The organism is Paraprevotella clara YIT 11840, assembly GCF_000233955.1.
GTDB lineage: Bacteria > Bacteroidota > Bacteroidia > Bacteroidales > Bacteroidaceae > Paraprevotella > Paraprevotella clara.
This window is the reverse complement of the sequence record NZ_JH376599.1, coordinates 114,978-137,631: the sequence shown is the minus strand read 5'-3', so window position 1 is coordinate 137,631 and position 22,654 is coordinate 114,978. Positions and strand designations below refer to the sequence as shown.

General features: G+C 45.8%; 12 protein-coding genes. All 12 read right to left on the bottom strand.

The features are described from left to right. Window positions 1-3: 3 nt before the first annotated feature. Window positions 4-1,614 (bottom strand): hypothetical protein, encoded by a 1,611-nt coding sequence (locus HMPREF9441_RS09115; RefSeq protein WP_008620380.1) that lies wholly within the window; start codon window positions 1,612-1,614, stop codon window positions 4-6. 37 nt (window positions 1,615-1,651) lie between these two features. After that, a complete protein-coding gene (locus HMPREF9441_RS09110; protein WP_008620378.1) occupies window positions 1,652-3,580 on the bottom strand; it encodes a fasciclin domain-containing protein in 1,929 nt (642 codons plus the stop codon). 5 nt (window positions 3,581-3,585) lie between these two features. After that, the gene (locus tag HMPREF9441_RS09105; RefSeq protein ID WP_008620376.1) at window positions 3,586-5,301 is read right to left on the bottom strand and encodes a RagB/SusD family nutrient uptake outer membrane protein; all 1,716 of its coding nucleotides are present in this window, start codon (window positions 5,299-5,301) and stop codon (window positions 3,586-3,588) included. Window positions 5,302-5,320: 19 nt separating this feature from the next. After that, window positions 5,321-8,620, bottom strand: a complete 3,300-nt coding sequence (locus HMPREF9441_RS09100; protein WP_008620372.1) for a SusC/RagA family TonB-linked outer membrane protein — start codon at window positions 8,618-8,620, stop codon at window positions 5,321-5,323. A 29-nt stretch (window positions 8,621-8,649) separates the two neighbouring features. Continuing rightward, window positions 8,650-11,208 (bottom strand): fasciclin domain-containing protein, encoded by a 2,559-nt coding sequence (locus HMPREF9441_RS09095; protein ID WP_244949707.1) that lies wholly within the window; start codon window positions 11,206-11,208, stop codon window positions 8,650-8,652. A gap of 247 nt (window positions 11,209-11,455) precedes the next feature. Then, the gene (locus HMPREF9441_RS09090; protein WP_244949706.1) at window positions 11,456-13,510 is read right to left on the bottom strand and encodes an alpha-glucuronidase; all 2,055 of its coding nucleotides are present in this window, start codon (window positions 13,508-13,510) and stop codon (window positions 11,456-11,458) included. A gap of 13 nt (window positions 13,511-13,523) precedes the next feature. Next, window positions 13,524-14,495: a glycoside hydrolase family 43 protein gene (locus tag HMPREF9441_RS09085; RefSeq protein ID WP_008620368.1), complete on the bottom strand. Its 972-nt coding sequence runs from the start codon at window positions 14,493-14,495 to the stop codon at window positions 13,524-13,526. Window positions 14,496-14,544: 49 nt separating this feature from the next. Beyond that, the gene (locus HMPREF9441_RS09080; RefSeq protein ID WP_008620367.1) at window positions 14,545-15,675 is read right to left on the bottom strand and encodes an endo-1,4-beta-xylanase; all 1,131 of its coding nucleotides are present in this window, start codon (window positions 15,673-15,675) and stop codon (window positions 14,545-14,547) included. A 16-nt stretch (window positions 15,676-15,691) separates the two neighbouring features. After that, window positions 15,692-17,221, bottom strand: coding sequence for an MFS transporter (locus tag HMPREF9441_RS09075; RefSeq protein ID WP_008620366.1), 1,530 nt, complete (start codon window positions 17,219-17,221; stop codon window positions 15,692-15,694). A 209-nt stretch (window positions 17,222-17,430) separates the two neighbouring features. Next, the gene (locus HMPREF9441_RS09070) at window positions 17,431-18,774 is read right to left on the bottom strand and encodes a sensor histidine kinase (RefSeq protein WP_008620365.1); all 1,344 of its coding nucleotides are present in this window, start codon (window positions 18,772-18,774) and stop codon (window positions 17,431-17,433) included. Window positions 18,775-18,792: 18 nt separating this feature from the next. Next, window positions 18,793-19,470, bottom strand: coding sequence for a response regulator transcription factor (locus HMPREF9441_RS09065; RefSeq protein ID WP_172634933.1), 678 nt, complete (start codon window positions 19,468-19,470; stop codon window positions 18,793-18,795). A gap of 49 nt (window positions 19,471-19,519) precedes the next feature. Beyond that, window positions 19,520-22,645, bottom strand: coding sequence for an efflux RND transporter permease subunit (locus tag HMPREF9441_RS09060; protein ID WP_008620362.1), 3,126 nt, complete (start codon window positions 22,643-22,645; stop codon window positions 19,520-19,522). Window positions 22,646-22,654: the final 9 nt, after the last annotated feature.

Below are 22,654 nucleotides of genomic sequence, written 5' to 3'. Positions count from 1 at the left end.
GCACTATTTTTCTTCTCTATTGGGTTTGAAATATAAACAATCAAGATACATCTCGCGGTTATACCGCCCAGACTCCGAACGACTGATACTGCATTCCAGTGTCAAGTGGACTTTAGCATCAGGTTGGCCATAACTGCATACCGGAACAGTGAACGTACCAATTTTCACCGTGTCTACCCGATAAGGGTCGTTTTGCACCTCGTCTTCGAAATCATAGGTCTGTTCCACCCCGTCTTCCGTCTCGTAACTGATAGAAGCAGTGAACTTACATGGACGGAAATTACGGTCGCTGGCATTATACACCGTACGAGGCAACACTACCGCACAAACATCATACGTACCGGACAACACATTGGGAACTTGGAACTCCATAGTCCAATTGGATGAATTCGTACGAGGAGAAATCACCAAATAGCCATCGGAAATACTGTCGGCAACCGAGCTGCGTGATGCATAGGTACAATCTTCGTAATCTGTCATCATACTCTCATACTCAGCTTCGGTCTTCACAGGATAAAAATATATATCCTCGGGGTTGAACGGCCATTCGTACAAATTATAAATAGCTCCATTACTACAAGCCATCGTATCTCGCACGAAATCGGAAGAAAAAATTCCACCGGCAGCCAACGGTTTGTAATACACATGGCGTCGTTCCTCGTCATACTTGTTATAGGCAATAGAATACACAGAATCTGCCATGTGGGAACAACCTATATTCCGGTTGTACACCAAATCTCGAATAAGTGCCTGATGGGCATACAAACGCTGTAAAGAGTCTGCCTGATTTACGCTGCCGTAATTAAAATAGGACTGTGCCTCGTCATAAGCCTTATCCCACACCCGAGTTTCAGGAACCAACATGATAAAGCTACTGTCTTCCTCGTTTATGCGGTCAAACCTGCTAAACAATATGTTAGTAGTAACCATCACAGAATCGGAATAGACAATGTTTCCATCCACAATGCCGCTCTGAATACTGGAATTCTCATCCAATTCCAATTTTTCATACCTTTTGAAAAAAGAACCGATTCCGGAATACTCCGACAAAGTAGTCAAAGCCTCATACACATTATATAAATAAGGCAATTCACCAGAAAGCACATGCAAAATTCCGTTCTTTGCCGCTTCATTAGCCCGTCCAGACTCATACGTCACACCTTGGAAAAAACCGGGACTGGCATCAAGATACTTATTATTGAGCATAAGAACCGATTTCATATCCGTACTATTGGTGATGAAATGTGCAATGTGATTCTGCACAAAATGCTGTCCGCACATAGAGTCACCCGACACGGTCAGACATTCCTCCAACAAAGAATCCACATTGAATTGCCCATCTTTGGGAGCCCATACAGTAAAAGTCTGATCGCTAGCCAACAAATCAGCGTACGTCACGTTTGTCGGTTTATTATTGTTAAACACATGCGTGGCACGCAGTACCTTGAGGAAGTCGCCCAAATCCCTTTGCTCCTCCATCACCTGAAGAAGGGACTTGTCGGACACAGGGCGGCCTTCATTACCATAATGCTCGTCCCACGTATCGGTACAAGCCGCGGTTGCTAAGACTGTTGCAGCTACCGCAAACATCTTTATTTTATTATCTGTTTTCATATACCTATTTTTTATATTTACCCTATATCACCTCACATTAATGGGTGTCCTCGGCTTCCACCCCTGCATAGATGCTCTTCGGCACAATCTCGAAATAATTGATAGGTAACTCGGCCTGTGGGTTATCCACTACCAATTTGATTCGTACATAATAATCCTTTTCCGGACTCATATTCTCCGTAGTCAAAATCTTGCGCAATTTCATCGGTTGGTCTCTCAGGATATTTGTCCCGCCTTGCGCCCAAGAATCCATATCTTTCATATAGCCACGGTTGTGCATGGCTTTGTCGATGGCACGGTTTCCTTCCTCGTCCCCTGGAGTATCAGCAACCCAACCAATTAACGGATCGGTAGGCCAAAGCGTAAAGTCGATAGGCAGCCCCATGGGCAACAAACCATCCGGGTCCGTACCGAAATAAACCTGTACCTTTCCACGCATATCTCCCCAGCCATAGCCGAAACGCACCTCGTAAGTTCCTTCTTTAGGTACGGGAAGCAACTTGAATGTCACGTCAAATTGTCCCACCATGTCGATACAATCCGCATATGTTACCATCCATACATCACGCTTACGTAAAGTCATGGTCGGGGTCTTACCATGAAAGTCCCATCCTTCAACGACTTTAAATCCCGTGGCACGTTCTGTATTTCCGCGTGCCCCACAATTCATGAATTCCGGAGAAAGTGTAGCTGCCATGACACGAATACGGTCGTTGAAAACGACATCACGAGTCTCCTGGTTATAATCCAATATCTGGTCGATGTAATGGTAGATACCATTCAAGGCCTGCTGGTCCACGTCACCAATTTCTGACGGAGAAAGCACCTTCGTACCCCGAACCGTATAACGTACCCCCACTCCTTTACGGTTGATGAAAAGACCTTCGGACGGTGTACTCATCTTCATGATAGTACCCTGTAACATTGTGGTGTACCAATCTGTACAATCAATCAAATCCGTCTTGGCACATGTGTTTTTAATGTCCCCCGAAACAGTCCAATCATTATAAGCCCCGTAATATGGCAATAAATGATAAGAAATGAAGCGGTTTAAGGGGTTTTTACGATTGGTCCAATCGTCATCATACAATCCGGCATCCTTTGGATACATCTGGTCATACACTTGCTTGGCATGTGCTTTCAGTCCGTCCAAATCATAAATGCCATTGGCCGCATAGACTTCATCTGTCTCCACAAAAGCTGTGTAACGTTTCATCCGCGTACCCACATAGCGCATAGTGTATGATGACCCTCCCGTAGAAATGACCATATCCTGATTAACCGAATCTTCCCCACAAGAGTAAGTAGGATCGATATACTGTCTCAACGAATCGCATAACCCCGTCAACCTGAGTGCTTCATTGAAAATGGAAATAGTAGAATCTTCCGCTAATAAATCCGGCAACAGGAACGACTGAGGTACAATCACACGGTCAAGCGTGTGCACCACACCATTTTCCACAGAATCGTCCCGTACAATCAACCGCGCACTCTTATTGATGTAATAAATCACATTATTGTTGTTCAATGCATCAGAGTCACAAGAAAACGTCAAATAACGGTCATTCATGTTAGCCGTGGGTATATTCCCATCTATCAAGTCCGTAGTGAAATAGGCCTGATCAATAATATGGTTCCATGACAAAGTATCGCATTGTTCCTTTGTAAGCTGATCTACACTTTGAATCCCCAATTCATGAAGATATTGCTCCACAGCTTTATTATTAGGAGCCAAACAAGTATAGCTCCCGTACGCTGCCATCATACCATACATACCAGAACGCTGAAGAATGGTAATGAAGTCGCTGAACTCTCCAGAACGGTTCTGAAGGTAGTCGGTTACCATCTCTCCTGTAAACGTATAATAATTCTCTGCCAAAGGTTCGTCTGAACAAGACACTGTGAAAGCAGGTATGACCAAAAGTGCCAACACGAACCGCATCAATATTTTATCTATTCTTTTCATATCTCTTATTCAGTTGTGGTTATATTTTCATTCTCATAGGCCGGATTCTGTACCAGATAAGAATTGGCCTTCAACTCATCTTCATGATAGGGAAAATAAAGAGCATCGGGAGTCGAGAGACGGATACGGAGCGCAGCCGTGTTCTCACTGAACTTCTGCATTACCTTATCCAACATGCGGGTGTTGGAGCCCTCACGCCGGCAAAGACGTACCAGGTCAAACCAACGCTTACCTTCAAACATCAATTCGCGCTGACGTTCGTCCAACACAAGATTCTCCATGCTCAAGCGTGATGTGCCATAATCTTCAAAAACCAACGTATCAGTAGTTGCCACACGCTTATTATTGGCTCGTTTCCATACGGCTGACACACAGGAGAAAGCAGTCCGGTAACGAGCCTCCTGCTCCGATGTCAACGATGAACCATCTCCCACATTTCCGGCAAGTTGAACCTCCGCTTCAGCTTTCATCAACATCACATCCGTAAGCCTATATATAATCCAATTGCCCACATTGTTTGAACGAGTATATTCCGTTACCGTTGGAGCTGACCCCGTAGTCGTATTTGTCCTGAACTCAACACCTGCTGTGACATACTTGCGGATGCTCACAGTAGACTCCCCTGACATGTTTTCATATACCCGGCAATCTGTACGCTTGAAATAGGGGTTTGAGCCATCTGCCACTTGGGCATTCAGATACGGGCATGCAGCAAGTTGCCCCACATTCGTACTATTATATGCTCCATAAAATTCTTTCGTCAAAAGATTCTCGCGAGTTTCCGAATCCACAAAATTTAATTCAAAGATACTCTCAAAGGAATTTCCTTCCCCAAATATCTCCGTAAATGCCGTGCCTGCATAAGACGAGCCATAAGGAGCCTCCGAAATCAAAGGAAATTCACCGTAGAGTTCGACATTTTCAATAAAAGAAGAAGATTCCTGAAGCATATCATCATACTGCTCTTTCTTGTAATCAATAATCAAATCACAATAGTCTATGCAACGCTGGTAATCCCCCTGCCACAAATACATGTCTGCCAACATTGCATATATGGCATAACGAGTGATACGGTTCATGTTGTCATCACTATATTCACCATAAGTCCGTATCGCATCGTTCTTCACGGCCTCCAAGTCTGCAATGATATGAGCCAATACCTCATCGAAACCGGAAGCTGGAACCTGATAGTTCTGCGTATCGTCAATGGACGGTTCCGTCACGTAAGGAACGTTACGGAATGTGCGAATCAAATAGAAATAACATAAACTGCGTATAGCTGTAGCTTCTGCAATATTCGCTTTCAATTCAGCCTCCGTATAGTTAGGATCCTTTGCTTGCACCTGAGGCGCATAATGAATCACCGTATTACAGCGGTTGATACACTGGTAGAAGGATTCCCACTTCGCATAACCATTCGTTTCCAACAAATTTTCTTCCGCAATCCGGATAATGTCTTGTGGAGCACCTGCCCCAGTAGTCAAATTATCGGAGCGCATCTCACCCCATACCAGCATCCGCTTCAAACAATCGCCCGACTCCAACTGCGCATAACAAGAATTCACCACACTAGCCACATCGGCCTCTTCTGTCCAATAGTTCTCCAGCACCACGTCATTGAGTGGAATAATATTCAAAAAATCATCGCAGGCTGTCAGCGAAGAAGCGAATAAAGCTACAGAGAACAACCTTGTCACTTGTTTGTTTATATAGAATTTCATAACGTAAACATTTTAAATATTAGAAACCTATCTGCACACGTGCCGTAAACTGCCGCGAACGCGGAGTCTTGGCTCCATCTGTGGCCACATTCATCCCTCCATATGAGACCTCTGGATCTGCTCCAGAGTAATTTGTCAGACAAAATAGATTGCTGGCATTCAAATTGATGCTCAACGAGGTCACCCCAATCCGTCTCAACAGCTTGGGGTTGAGAGAATAGCCCAAAGAGAGATAATTCAGACGCATGAAGGAAGCATCCTCCACGAAACGATCGCTTCCCAAATAATTAAATCCCTTGTTATACAAGGCACGGGGTATCTCCGCAAGCTGCCCTTCCGTACGCCAACGCCAATTGACAGAAGCAGCCTGATTATTGTTATTATACATAGACTCCGCATTCATTCTGGCTTCGTTAATCACTTTGTTCCCCACGCGGAAGTTAAACTGTGCATTGAGCGACCAACGGCCATAAGAAAACTTCAGTCCCCATCCACCGGTAATCTTAGGCAAAGAGGAACCCAGATAAACTATATCCAACTCATTGATATTACCATCATGATTAATATCCTCGTAAATGGCATCTCCACCTTGGAATTCATACAGTTCTGTATTCGTCGTCTTGTCATAACCGAATACCATTGGAATGGTAAAACCGGCCTTATCACGAATCACATTACCATTCTCATCCCGAGCTACCGGAGCGTTCGGGCCACTCACACCTGGAACTTCCACATCCGAATAATCAGAATACTGATATACGCCCTTATAACGGAAACCGTATATAGCTCCAAATGGATTATTGAGCTGGATTCGGGTCAGATAAGAACCATTTTTATTATCGAAGTCTTTATTCAGGCTGGACAAAGCCGTAGGATCCATCTCCACGATTTCGTTTTTGTTATTGGCAAACGTCACGTTGAAACCTAATCTGAATTTACCGACCTTGACCACATCCGTCCCATTGACATTGAATTCCCAACCGTTATTACGCATTTTTCCTACATTAGTCCAAGAAAGCGATGAAAATCCGGATGATGACGGAAGCTTCACATCACGCATCAAAAGTTTAGATGTCATTTGGGTATAGATATTAAAATCTGCCGTAATCATATTATTGAACAACCCAAGATCAAAACCTACATTCCATGTTTCTTTCTCCTCCCACTGCAAATTGCTCAACCGGATATTGCTCGGATAAATGGAGTTGGCTCCATTATAGGAATCCGTGCCTGTATACTTCGAGAAAAAAAGATATTCATCCGTAGGCTGGCTGCCCACACGCCCCCATCCCGGACGAAGCGAGAGCATAGACAACCATTTTTGCGTACCTCTCATCCATGGTTCATCCACCACATTCCAACGGAAAGACAAAGCCGGGAAATTCCCCCAACGCTTATTATCGCCAAACTTGGTCGTACCATCCCGACGAATAGAGAAGTCTGCAATATAACGACTCTTAAATGCATAATGGGCTGAAAACGTCATGTAAACACTCCTCCATTGACCGGCAGACGTAGACATTTCTGATATCAAGCCGTCAGCCGTAGGAGACTGAATACTTCCCGTCGGAAGGTTATACACAGAATTTAACTGCTTCTTGGAGTCACCGTCCGTTAGTTGGAACTGTGCCATCGCCATGAAAGAATGGTCGGTATTCATGATGTGCGGAATAAATGTCAAGCGATGTGTCGTCGTGATAGCCCGCCCCTTATATGCTTCCGATGAAGCTTTGTTGTTATTCTTATCCGTCCACCCGGCTGTTACCAAACTGGAGGGATAGAACTTGTCCGTATACCTATTCTCAATATTGAACAGCACTTTGCCTTCATACTTCAATTGCGTCTTGGTCTCATCCAAGCCCAAGAGATTATAATGCAATTGAAACTCGGGCTGCATTTTATACAATGTCTCATCATTAGTGGCCTCGTATGCTAAAGCTACCGGATTCACCAAACTGTATTGGTCTTTATCCTGGCGGAATGTGGAAGATGCCGTTGGCAACATGTGATAGTAATTCGAAGTGTTATTACCATAAGCATCTTGCTCATAAATAGACATATTCGGCATTTTACGGTAAGCAATATTCAACAGGTCATCATAGTTCTTCTGATTATCTTGATACGTCATATTAAAGTTCGTTACAATCTTAATGCGGTCACTCACAAAATAATCCAAAGCCACACGCGTAGTGAAACGATCGAGTTCCTGAGCTATAACCGTACCCGTCTGGTGATCGTAACCGGCAGAGATACGAAATGCAGCTTTCTCACCACCTCCAGAGAGTGTCACATAATGCTTCTGCAACCAACCCACTTGGGTCACAGCATCCACCCAGTCCGTATTATTATTATAATTCTCATATTCCGCAAAAGACGGATCGTAATTGAATTCCGGTATGTTGGACGACGCATCACTTAATGCAGGATTATAATATGCTTCTTTCATCAACATAGTGTACTGGTCACCATTCAACATACGCATGCCTTTGGGTTGATAAGTCATCGTAGCCGCATAGGAATAAGTCACTCTCGTCTTCCCCCTTACCCCACGCTTTGTCTTAATTTCAATTACACCATTTGCTCCCTGCGAACCATAAATGGCTGTCCCCGCGGCATCTTTCAATACCGTAATACTGGCGATATCGTCCGGATTGACATTCAATAGCTCGGAATACTGTTCCTCTGTAGCCGAAGCAAAATCAAAACCAGACAAGTAATCGCTTTCAAACACATTACCGTCTACTACTACCAACGGTTGGGTATTACCGTTGATAGAACTGACCCCACGCAAACGCATGGTTGTACCGGCTCCTAAGTCACCGGAGTTAAACACGATATCCAAACCTGCCACACGACCTTGCAAAGCTTCATCGATGCTCGTCAGGCTCAATCCTTCAAACTCTTTAGCATCAATAGTTTGATGAGCCACCGAAACTTCACGTTCCGGTATGGCCAAGCCACTGGATTGCATTACGCGCTTCTGTTTCACGACCACCTCCTTTAATTGCAAGTTGCTCTTCAACTTTATATTATAACGTGTCCCTTTAATAGGGATAAGTTGTGTGGCATAACCTACGTACGAAATCTTCAGACGATGTTTTGGATCCACAATACGGAAAGAAAAGTTTCCATTGATGTCCGTTACACCGTGAGCCACGATACGATTAGCCTCGTCTACTTCGACAACATTCACCATCATCAACGGTTCAATATCGTCAGAGACAGTACCACTAATCATCGTCCCGGGTGCTTGCGCAAAACCCATCAAGGGCAAAGCGACAAACGCACCTAACATAATATGTCGATATAGGGTTTTCATTCATTTATAATATTACTTGGTTTGACATTTTATTCCATATTCTCTGCTTCGTCGTCTTTTTCCCACATTAATGGCCCATCAATTTGATGTACCACAGCGTAAGATGTCGTATAAATCTCCGAAGCTGAAGCCACATCTGCAGTATTGTATTGGTATTCACGTGCCATCAGGTTGTAAAGGCCACCATTTTTCAACACATTACGCTTGTTTCCTGCCGCATCCTTTACTGTCAGATGACTGTCATCACCCTCCACTGTCAAACGACAGTATGAGATAGTGTTATCAGTCCCATTGAGTTCATAAGCGGAAGTCTCATATTCAGCCTCGGCAATTTTCCCCTGCCCGATATATAACGAATTATCCTGAATGTGATATTTGAGAAATTTTTCAATCTGCTCTGTCTTCTTCTCTTTTTCATCCTCATCCTGTTCTGCTTCCACCTCATCCCAAGTCGGCAACTTACCTTCATCGTGTAAAGCTTGTATAGACTCGTTAGTCGGCACATACACCGTATAATGGAATGTATTAAATAATGTAATGCTCGGACTTGGACAAGCATAAGATGGTGCATCAGTACCGCTTCCTGTCGAAATAATATTTGACATGATAGAGGAGCCTTCCAACAATTCGTAAAATTTCGAAAACTCATCATGTTCTTTCAGTAAATCGGGAACAGATTTCTGGGCTGTCTGTATAAGCGATCCCTCCAATATATACGCCTTACCATTTTCTTCCTGATAGATTTGTGCAACAGGCAAGTTTTTACCATGTTCCAACTGCCATCCTCCGGCAATTGTCATATTAGACTGCCCGGCATTCTCGACAAGAATCGTACCTCCGTCTTTTGTCCTATAATACTTTTCCCCACTTTCCACATCACCGACCACAATATGTGTTTCCAAAATATCCGTCAAACGGTCACGTATCTGAGTCGTTGAAGCTTCACCTATCGAATCAAGCCTTGTCCCAGACTCCACATCATAGTTAAAAATAAAAGCCCGTACTTTCTCTGCTTCCGTCTGAGCCTTCTCGTCATAGTGGAACTCATAAATCTGAGTCTGATTCTTACCAAAAGAACATGGGTCAACATAAGTCAACAGTCCTTGATTCGTCGGAATGAAGAAGCTATAAGTAGAATTTTGCGAATTTAGATATACATCGTAATCATATTGTTCAATAGCCCAATTGATAATATTCATCGTTTCGTTAACCAAAGCCGGAAACGAAACGGATATATAGGCTACTGGACTAAATACCTTATTCGTCAAGTAAACAGCTCCGTTACAAGCGAAGAATACGCTATCCACATCTTCCTTTTTAATCTTCAGTTCGTCATTCGCATCATTCAATACTGTGCTGAATTTACTGGGAACAGAATTTGAAAAAGAATTAAGCATGTTTACGTTCAATAACTTCGAAAGCACTTTATCCGGAACATTCTCCCAAGCCCCATACCTATCTTTCAATACTTTTCCGGCACCATTCTCCCAATATTCTGTAAGTGCGGCATCAGTCGGCACAAGCATAACAGCCATATCTTGTTGCAAAAGTACATCCGTAGAGACACTGGCATTTAACTCTGAATAATATTCATTCCATCCCGGGTCGAATTTTAGCATCGCTTCTACCGGTTCTTCTTTCTGCGTGAGATTCAAAGGCTGTCCTTTTTGTGAACGTTCAGAAAAATAACGTTTCTGAAAAACGGAATCATAACTAGTACCATACAAACGATTATACTCTCGTGTCAACGATTCATCATAATAAGGTGCTGAAAAACGATCCAACATCTTTGAATACTGTTGTGCACGTGGCATTCCTGCAATGACATTAGCCAAATTAGGAAGCGGGGTCATCACATCCCCCATCTTATGTACAAAACCATTCGAACAACGAATGTTTTGTTCTACCATCATCACTCCATTAACATTGGCATCACCCGGCTTACGTTCCGTTGCATAATTAAATAGGAAATTACAATCATCATTGGATATACGACGGTTCTGCAAATAAGCCTCAATGAAATGAATCATAGGCGCTGTGGTCATATCTTCCAAACACGGGATAGCCTTACCTGAATTTTTGTAATATGTCCAATACTTTGTATCCGGCATATCTTCAGGTTTCAAAATAGGCACTGTATCGTATGCCGATGCTGAAGTCAAGCGGCGCATACAGTCACCTTCTGTCGGCCCGGTAGAACTTGACAAGTAAGCAACCTGGCAGGCGTTGTTGATCATCGAACCATAAAGCAACTGCTTCTTCTGTGCCACGGACAAGTCTTCATAACTTCCTACACCCCATTTCCTATTATTATAGAAACGCGCGTAAGCATCATCATCTGCTACAAATAAGGTCTTACTTCCCGTACGGGCAAGGACTTCGGTATACCCCAAGTCATCAATCATCCTCACCACATTGGTGTAATTCCCATTCGACTTCAAATAGTCGTAAATACTACTACCCAGCCACGCCGGATCTTCATCCATCAAATCGTAGCCATCATTACAGGAGTAGAAACAACCCAAGGCACAGCATGCCAAACCAGTCCAAAACGGAGCGAATCTTCTTCTGTTTTTCCTTGAACTCATATTAGATTATTTTATTAATGTTATTAGTTTCTATATAATAAATCGTCACTCTCATTATCGGGTGCTAAATTACGGGATAAAATGAAAAGTCATTTTCGCCCATGTATCATATTCCTTTTATTTTGTTTCATTCACACAAAAAAAGCGAAAAAGTCTCCTAAGAAAGTCTTTTCCGCTTCAATAACTAAAAGAAGTATTAATGCTCTCATGTTACATTTTCTATTTCCTTTGTAACATTCTTGGTATTTTACGGCAAATTATCCATATCAGCCACAGTATAATTGTCGATATGTAACTTGAACTTCATCAAATCCTCCAGCTTATGTACAGGAGGCAGACAATCGGCCGGAATCGAACGACGGGAATACCGTTGAAAATAAAGTAAACAGGCATCTCGCCACCATTCCGCATCCTTAGCCTGACGTTCAAAACGTTTCAACAGCCTCTCATAACGTTCCGAATCGATATAAGGCCGGGCTTTCTGCCAAAAATCCACAAACTCCCAAGCATCTTCGACTCCGCTGTTATAAATGTAACAGAGATTATCCCATAAAGTCAAACCGTTCCGCATCACATACTCCCAAGGCACATGATGAAACCATAAAAGATATTCTTCCGGACAAGTCTCCAAATTCCCGTAAAGTGTAGCTAACGGTTCATGATACTGCAGTACTGCTTTCGAACCCCGTACCGTACGGTCGAAACCAATCCCTATCGAATCGGCCCGATGGTAGTACTTCGGCAACCAATCCGGACGGGTATTCGGAGGAGCACACCATGGCTCAGGCCCGTAATGATGCCCGAAAGCAAAGATATGATGTAATCCCAACGGCATCATATAGCTGACTGCCGTATCCCATGAACGTAAAAGCAACTGGCGCACCGGTTCGACGAAATGTTCGTCAGTCGAGAATGTCTGCTTCAGAAACTCTTCGGCAATCTGTGCTACCGACAGATCGGTATTCCAACACAAACGACCGAAAGCATACCAATTAGCCTGTGCCATATCGCTTCCGGTCCAGTTGACCACATCCCCGATGTTGGCCACTCCTGCCATGGCCGACCGGGAATGAATACCGACCCGATGCTGTGTGACCTCTGCTACTGTTCCACCTCCATCCCGATAGGTTTCGGCATCTAAGCAAGCTTTCCACATCGTAGGTAAAAAGACCGTATGAATGGACTGCCCCAGATACTCCTGAGTTATCTGAAATTCCGGCATAACCTGCGTGTGTTGCATGGCACCGAACAAGGGACTGAAAGGTTCACGAGGTTGAAAGTCTATCGGACCATTTTTCACCTGTACAATCACGTTTTCATGGAATTGCCCATCGAAAGGCATAAACTCCTCGTATGCCTGACATGCCCGGTCGAGACTTGACGCCTGATAAACAAATGCCCGCCACATTACTACACCTCCGTGAGGAGCGAGTATGCCGGCCAACATATTGGCTCCATCAGCATGCGTCCGCCCGTAATCTTGCGGACCGGGCTCTCCTTCGCTGTTCGCCTTGACCAAAAAACCACCGAAATCGGGAATCAAACAGTAGATTTCCTTAGTCTTCTTTTTCCACCACCGCTGTACATCCGCGTCCAAAGGGTCAGCCGTAGGCAACTCTCCAAGGGCTTTCGGGGAAGCAAAGTTCACCGACAAATAAGTCCTTATGCCATATGGGCGCAGCACATCGGCAATAACCGCTACTTTACGAAGCATTCCAGTAGAAAGCATCTGCGGTTTAGCATTCACATTATTGAGCACTACGGCATTGATACCGACGGAAGCATTGGCACGCGCATATTCCTCGTACAATGGGGAAACCGTTTCGGGCAATTCGTCCCACCTCCATATCGAACGCCCGGCATAACCTCTCTCTACCGTCCCATCGGGATTGTCCCAATGGTTTAGGATACGAATGTCGTAAGAAGGCATTTCTGTCACAACCGCACCATCCGACAGTAAATCTCCGGTCTGCTGCCTGCGTAGCAAATCATAGGCTGCATAAAGCACGCCGCGGTCGGATGCCGAAGAAAGTTCCATGTCCTGTCCTTTCTTACGAATCGTAAAACCATCCCTCGTAGCCCCACCTTTAGATACACAAAGAAGCACACGTCCTTCCCCTTTCCAAAAGTCTTTCAATTCACGAGACGCAATATCCAAAATATCCGTCCGTCTCGTACCTTCCACCAGACGCACGTCAGCCGGTACCGCATTTCGCTCCATGCGGAGCCATAGCCGATGGCCATCCTCTGCATGGAGCGAAAGTACGAAAAACAAGCCTATAATCCACAACCAGTTTTTCATCCTATCATAACCGTTAATCATCCTTTCCTTCTATCGTCTCGATCTTTCCTTCTGCATCATAATGCAATTCACAGACTTTCAGGCTACGTAACCACGTACGTCCTCCCGACGGCACTGAATCGTGATGGAACAAATACCATTTTCCTTTGTACTCCACAATACAGTGATGGGTGGTCCATCCTACCACAGGAGTAAGAATTACTCCTTGGTAAACAAACGGGCCGTATGGGTTATCACCGATGGCATAACACAAAAAATGCGTATCTCCCGTGGAATAAGAGAAATAGTACTTTCCATTGTATTTATGCATCCATGAAGCTTCGAAAAAACGACGGTCATGGTCGCCTGCTGTCAGCGGTTTTCCGTTCTCGTCCAAAATTACCACGGGACGCGGCTCTTCGGCAAACTGTTTCATGTCTTCCGTCAAACGTGCCACGCGAGAAGGTATGGCCGGTTCATCGTCAGCAGGAAATCCCGCACATTCCAAGGCACTATTATCCTTATAACGCTGAAGCTGACCGCCCATCAGTCCCCCGAAATAGACATATACCTGGCCGTCATCGTCCTTAAATACAGCCGGGTCTATGGAATAACTTCCCCTAATAGGATCTGGTTCCGGCACAAACGGACCGTAAGGCGTGTCACTGACAGCCACACCCAGACGGAAGATGTCCGTATGGTCTTTGGCCGGAAAATAAAGATAATATTTCCCGTCCTTTTCACAACAGTCGCAATCCCACATCTGACGCTTTACCCAAGGCACATCTGTCTTGTCAAGAACCATACCATGGTCTGTCACATCTCCTTCCATCACATCTTCCAACGAGAAGACATGATAGTCACGCATATCAAAATGTGCTCCCCAATCATCTTCGGGAATGCCGCTCTCCCAATCGTGAGACGGATAAATATATACTTTACCTTCAAACACATGTACCGACGGGTCTGCCATATAATCTCCCGGAATCAAATATCTCTTCTTCATATTGTGAATAGTTTTTAGTTATATTATATATACACTCTCCTCTTTCAGACTATTTGTCATAACGTCCGGACTTCGCCATTTCTATGACGGTCTTCACAAACGGCTTAGGCTTCAAATCCCGGTCGAAAGCCAACGGATAGTCCGTACGCCCATGTATAGGAAAATTGTTTTTCCAAGAGTCACCGTCGGAGACTCCCCAAAATGTGACGCGGCCGATGTCCTTGCTGTGACGCAGATAAATATCGAATAACTTAATATAAAAATCATTTTGTTCCTTAGCCTTTTCTTCCGGAAGTCCGTCCTTATAGGGATCCATCTCATCCTTATAAGCAAAATTAGTCTCTATTGCGGCTCCGTAATTTCCTTTTGGCCAAGGCAATACGCTAAGTTCCATTTCCGTTACCAATACTTTTACCCCGGCACCGATAAAAGCTTCCATACTTTTTTCATATTCGCCAAGCGACGTATTAAGACCTAAATGTGATTGCATGCCTACCGCATCAATACGGCAACCATGAGCCTTCAAGTCTTTGACCAAACGCACCACAGCCTCACGTTTGCGAGGAGAGTCCATACCGTAATCGTTGTAATAAAGCTCCACATCAGGGTCTGCCTCATGGGCAAACTGAAAAGCCAAACGGATAAAGTCAGGTCCTATGATCTTATAAAAAGGAGATTTCCGGAATTCACCGTTTCCTTCGATTGCTTCGTTGACCACGTCCCAACCCTTGACACGGCCTTTGTAATGCCCCACGACCTTATATATATGGTCCTTCATACGTTGAATCAAAACATCCCGACTTACCGTCTTTCCTTCCTTGTCCTTGAAAAACCATTTAGGTGCCTGAGAATGCCATATCAGGCAATGCCCGGTAACGACTTGACCATTTTTCTCTGCCAAATCGCATAAACGGTCGCCATCTTCGAACTTAAAGACTCCTTCCTTAGGCTGCACCACTTCAGCCTTCATGCAATTCTCTGCCACCACGGCACTGAACTGGTCACGCACCAGTGCCTGCAAGGCTTTGTCTTTACTTTCTACTTGGCGGACATTAAGTGCGGTTCCTATCAGGAACTTATCGGCAAACGCTCCACGTAGAGTATTTTCTGCCTGTGCAAAACCTTCCAAAATGGCAATAGCAGCCATCCCTAAAAACATACTTCTTTTGAATAATCCCATCTTCTATCTTTTTATTTTAATTATTACCAAATTCATCTTCTCTTCTTCGGGCTAACTCCATCTGCATCTTTTCATTCAACGCTTTTGAAATAGGATAGAAGAAAAGAGCTACTACCCCAATACCGAAACATATACCGGGCACAATACTGGAGGCCATCCGGATACCAAACAAAGAAGCCGACGACTGAGCTATCGTCACGTCGTTGACGTAACCGAATACCGATAAGATGCCACCGGCTATCGCCCCGCCAATGCCTAAACCGGCTTTCAAAGCAAAGACCACTCCGGAAAAACACAACCCCGTGGCACGACGGTGGTTCACATATTCCATGTGATCGGCCACATCGGCTATCATAGCCCAAAGCAATGGTACCGTAGGCGCATACGCCAGACTCTTTAAGATACCCAAAGTAAAAATCAAACCCACATCATCCTTAGATGGAAGCATAAAAGCTGCCGTAAACAAAGCTGTGAGACCTAAACAAACCATAAACGTCGATTTCTTCCCATAACGATTCGCCAGAAATTCGGAAAGTGTAATCACTCCTATCAGTTGGACAAGCGCACCGGCCATATTGAACACGGAGAGGCCAATAGAATACGATTCGGCAGGGGAAATGACCCCGTCAGCTCCCCGGGTAGCCAACAAACTGAAAGAATCCAATATTTGCATTCCCGTCCCCAATGCGGCACCTTCTTCCTTCACCAATCCAAGCCGGTCGAGAAAAGCCCCCAACGCCTGCGGGTCTACATAATGTTGGAAATAATAACACATGGCAGACCCCCACATGGCCAAAGTGATGAACACAAACAACGTCAGAATAAACATGGAACGCCATGACACATCGGCAAACAACCCCTTAATGTCATTCTTGACATCCATTTTCTGAGAAACTGGAGGTGCAATACGCTCTTTAGCCGAAAAACCGGCCACAACCAAAAATACAAATCCCACTACCGCAAAAATCGTAATGGTAGAAAGCCATCCCTGCGCATCGTCTGCCCCCGAACCACGCCCGAATTTATGAACCAAAGGAAGCGTAAGCCCTTGTACCACGAACTGAGCCACGGTAGCAGCTACAAAACGAATAGAAGTAATGCTCGTACGCTCCTTCATATCTCCCGTCATCACACCACCCAACGAACTGTAAGGCGTATTATTAAAAGAATAAAGAGACATAAGCAACACGTATGAAATACCGGCATACACTGCGACCAACGCCTTGTTTTCAATCCCCGGATTGTAGAAAGCCAACACATAAAAGACCATGAACGGGAGAGCTGTCCAAATGACCCAAGGCCGGAACTTCCCCCACTTCGTTTGTGTCTTGTCCGACAAGATGCCGGCAGCCGGGTCGACAAAAGCATCCACTATCCGCGCAATCAGAAGTACGGTACCCGCTATCGCCCCTTCAAGTCCGAACACGTCGGTGTAGAATTTCAACTGATAAATCATCATCATCTGAAAAACGAGATTGGCTGCGGCATCTCCCAACGAATAACCAATCTTCTCGCCCATCGGCACTTTCCCTAAAATCTTATCCATAATGTTTCTTTATTATATTGCAAATAGTTTTTCATTATATCACCACGCTGCAAAGTAACAGATTTTACCCGAGATTCATTTTAGGTTATGTAATCTATACTTTTTAAAATGAAACATTATCGAAAAAAAACAGCAAAAAACAGTCTCTTTTTGCGTTTTTGAAAGAAACATTCAAGAAAATAGTGGAGGAAATCCCCCAGATACAAGTTCTACTTCGTTTTTGTCGAAGCCTTAAAAACTACCGTCACTTTCGTATACTGTCCTTGGCACGAATCGATGGAAATCCGGCCACCGCACACCTTCAGAATCCGCATCGACAAGCTCAGTCCGATGCCCTGTCCATGGTATTCACGAACATTACCGGCACGATAAAACGAATTAAAAATATATCTGATGTCGTCTTCCGGAATACCTACACCATGGTCCAGAACTTCCACCTTCACCCCGTCCTCCATACGTACCATCCGGACCTCCACATCCTCCTGGGAATACTTGCAGGCATTATCTATAATGTTCCGGAAAGCCACTCGAAGGAGATGAGAATCGGCCCGCAGTTCGCTCCCGGCTCCAATTCCCGTAACATCAAACCGCACCCGTTCATACTGCCGACACAAATCCTGCAACAAAACGGCCAGTTCAACCGTCTCTGCCCCCCGGCACAGAATATCCTCGTCATGCCGCGAAAGAAACAGCAAATGTTTTATCAGCATACTGATACGTCGGCTCTCATCTGCGATGCGCCGCAACGCCTCTTCGTATTCCTCTGCCGGACGTCGTTTCAGCAAACAGATTTCACACTCCCCCTGAATTGCGGTCAACGGATTGTTCAATTCATGCGAAGCGTTGCTGATAAAAGCCTTCTCGGCCTGAAAAGCCGTGTCCAAGTGGTCCAACATCTCGTTCAACGCACGAATGAGCTCATCCCATTCATCTTTATTCCCGAAGGTCTCTAACCGGACATTCAGATTGTTGACACGTATGCGCTTCAAATCTTTCAGTAAATGTTGCAAAGGAAGGAGAATCCGGTTGGCATACACCTTTCCGATGAGGAAGACCAAGCCGCAACTCACCGCCAACAGGAGAAACGCCAACATCAATATATGTTTCTGTATGTCCTGCCCATAATGGTTGGAAGCCATCACCAGAACGACAAAGTTTCCTTCATTGTCCGGATAATAAAGAGCCGCGCCCCGCAAACGCCCATAAACGAACGTGACCGGTTCATTTTTGAAAAGCCGAGCCTGCTGATGGCGGTCGAGGTACTTCGCTAAGGTGTCTGCCACGGCCGTCACACTGTCGGCATTCAGCAAGATTTCATAAGCCTGGGGCAGGAGTTCGTCATACTTCTGCTGTATTTCCCGGTAACGAGATTCGTCCACCTCATCCTTTTCCCAATACTTTTGAGCCGTCAGATAAGCCTTTTCCGAAAGATACGAATCATACACCTTATTTATATATCTCAATGTAAAGAGATAGAACACCAATACAATCAGCGCGATGGCACCGACGGTTATCACGGTATAAAACAAAGCTATCTTCGACCCGATCTTCATCCGTCCTCCTTCCCGACTTTACTGTACCCCCATGATATACCCCATCCCGACAATCGTGCGGATAAGCTTGACCTCAAAATCACGGTCTATCTTATTCCGGAGATAGTTCACATACACGTCCACCACATTGGTATTCGTATCGAAATTCTTGTCCCACACGTCTTTCAAGAGTACCAGACGGGAAAGCGCCACCCCTTGATGGGTCATGAAGTATTCCAACAGGCGATATTCCTTGACGGTGAGTTCTATCACCGTATCCCCGCGCCGTGCACGGCGGGTGTCGCAATCCAACACGAGGTCGTGGCACCAAAGTTGCCTGTCCGGACGCTCTCTTCCCCGCCTCAACAAAGCCTTGATACGTGCTTCCAGTTCTTGGAAACTGAACGGTTTCACCAGATAGTCGTCTGCCCCGGCATCCAACCCCTTTACAATATCCTCGGTCGTACCCAACGCCGTCAGCATGATGGCCGGCGTATGGTACCCCTCCTTCAAACGGAACTGCCGACAAACCTCAAGCCCGTCCATCTTCGGCATAATGACATCCAACACAAGCAAATCGAACACTCCTTTCTGCAACATAGCCCATGCTGTGCCTCCATCGTGTGCCACTTGTACTTCATGCCCGAACTCCTGCAAGCCCCGCCTGATGAACGAAGCGATGTTCTGTTCGTCTTCCGCCAATAGTATTTTTGCCATAATCTTCGCATCCATGGGATTTCATCTGCAAATATACGGATTTTGCATGTCACAAACTCCTTTGCTTCAGATTTCCGTTCTTATCATACAACATTTTACCATAGACAAACTCTACAATCAAAGGAAATACGAACAAGGCAAAGAAAGTAGCTCCCACCAGACCGCCGATGATGACTATGGCCAACGGGCGTTGCGACTCCGAACCGATGCCATGGCTTACGGCTGCCGGCATCAGTCCGATGGCGGCCATCGCAGCCGTCATGACCACCGGACGGACACGGGAACGCACACTTTCTTTCACGGCACACGACAACGCCAACCGTTCTTTCAGGTTATGCTTGATATCCGAAATCATAATCACACCGTTCTGGATACAGATACCGAACAAGGCGATGAAACCGATACCGGCCGAAATCGAAAAGTTAAACCCAGTAGCCCACAATGCCACAATTCCTCCCGCAGCCGCAAAAGGTACATTCAACAGTACCAGACCGGCATCCCGAGCATTGGAGAACAAAATGAACAAGATGACGAAAATGATGGCGATACTTACCGGGACCACTTGCGACAAACGTTTCGTGGCCCGCTGTTGGTTCTCGAAATCCCCGGTCCATTTCAAACTGTACCCTTCGGGCAAACGGACGGAGGCATTCACTTTCTCCTGCGCTTCGGCCACGGCCGTTCCCATATCCCGGCCACGCACCGAGAACTTCACGGCACAAAAGCGTGCATGATTGTCGCGGAAAATCAACAACGGGCCGGTTATGGTCCTTATTTCCGCCAATTCCTTGATGGGTATCATCGTCCCATCCATTGTCGGCACGAGTATTTTCCCGATTTCTTCCTCGTCCTGCCTGAACTCCGGTTTATAACGTACCATGATGTTGAACTTGCGTTCATCTTCGTACAACAACGAAGCCGACTTTCCACCGATGGCCATTTCGATAATGGCCTGCACATCTTCTTTGGACACCCCGTAACGTGCCAGACGTCCCTCGTCCAATTCTATACGCAACTCCGGTTGCCCGATGTTCCGAATCACTCCCAAGTCCTCAATTCCTTCGACCGTACCGAGAATCTTGTCGATTTCCATGGCAATCTTTTCCGAACGGTACAAATCCTTCCCGAATACCTTCACGGCAATGGAACCTTTCACCCCCGAAGCCGCCTCTTCCACATTATCCGTAATGGGTTGGGAGAAATTGAAGTCTATGCCCGGATACATCGAAAGATCTTCCTGCATCTTCTCGATCAGTTGCATCTTGTCCAATCCGCTCTCCCACTCTTTTTCGGGATAAATGTCCACGTGGAATTCGATATTATAGAATCCCGTCGCATCCGTACCGTCGTTCGGCCGCCCGGTTTGGGAAAGCACCTGTTTCACTTCGGGATAAGCGGCCAGTCTGGCCCGCATCTTGTTGGCTAGTTGTACCGACTCGTTCAGCGAAATGCTCTGTGGCAGAGTGGCACGGATATAAATGGATCCTTCATTCAACTGGGGCAGGAATTCCGTCCCCAACAAAGTAAACATCCACAGACCGCCCACGGCCACGATACCGGCAATGCCGACGGATATTTTCCGATGGGCATGGCATTTGTCGAAAAAGGCCACGGATTTCCCGTTGATGAAACGCACAAAGAAGTTGTTCTTCTCGCGTACGTTCCGTTTCAGCAACATGGACGACATGACCGGAACCAAGGTCAACGTGAACAACAAAGCTCCCAACAAAGCGAATCCCAAAGTGTATGCCAACGGGGAGAACATCTTCCCTTCCACTTTCTGGAAGGAGAAGATAGGTATCAGCGCAGTGATAATAATGAGTTTGGAGAAAAACACGGCACGGGCTTTCTCTTTGGCCGTCTGCCGGATAAGCCCCATTTTCGACATCAGGTTGAAAGTAGGCATCCCCACTTCTTTGGCTTTCCGGTCGAGTGCCACGAATATCCCTTCCACCATGACGACCGCCCCGTCGATAATAATACCAAAGTCTATGGCTCCCATGGAGAGCAGGTTGGCCGACATGCCCATGACCCGCAAACAAATAAAAGCAAACAGTAGGGCCAAAGGTATCACCACAGCCACTACCACCGTCGTACGCCAATCGGCCATGAATATCAACACGATGAATGTCACCAACAAGATGCCTTCGACCAGATTGCGCGACACGGTATGGACGGCCAGATTCACCAGGTTTTCCCGGTCGTAGAACGTCACGATCTGCACGTCTTCCGGCAAGACCTCCTTATTAATATACTCTATCTTGGCTTTCAGCGCATCGATGACTTCGGCCGGATTCTCGCCTTTCCTCATGATAACGATACCCTGCACGACATCGTCTTCGGCCATACGCCCCACTTGTCCCAAACGGGGCAGGCATGCCTCATGCACCTCGGCCAGATGCTTGACCAACACGGGGGTGCCGTGGATATTTTTCACCACGATGTTACGCAGTTCCTCCATGTCGTTAATCAACCCGATACCCCGCACGACATACGCTTGCGAACTTTTCGTAATGACATCGCCGCCCACATTGATATTGCTATTGGCTATCGCCTGATACAGCTCCAAAGACGTAATCCCATAGTTTTTCAGTTGATGGGGATTGACGCTTACTTCGAATGTTTTCACCTCGCCACCGAAGCTCACGATGTCTGCCACACCGGAGACGGCCCGCAAGTTACGCTCTATCACCCAATCCTGCAAAGTCTTCAATTCACGTACGCCCCGCTTCTCGCTGCGCAACGTATAACGGAATATCTCCCCCGTCGGACCGTAAAGCGGTTGTACTTCCGGTGTCACACCGTCCGGCAAGTCTGCATCATTCAGCAGGTTGTACACTTGTTGGCGTGCCACGAAATCGTCCACGTCATCTTCAAACATCACGTGGAGGACCGAAAGCCCGAAAAGCGTGGTGGAACGTATATCCGTTTTGTTTTGTACCGAATTCATGGCGATTTCAATAGGAATCGTGATGAATTTCTCCACCTCCTCTGCACTCCGCCCCGGCCATTGGGTAATCACCGTCACCTTGGTATTGGTCACGTCCGGGAACGCATCGATGGGCGTATGCTTGAATGACACAATCCCCGCTATCACGGCCACGGTAGTACAGAAAAATATGAAGAACTTGTTCTTCAGCGAAAAAGCCACGATGTTATCTATGAACTTGTGCATACTCCTTCC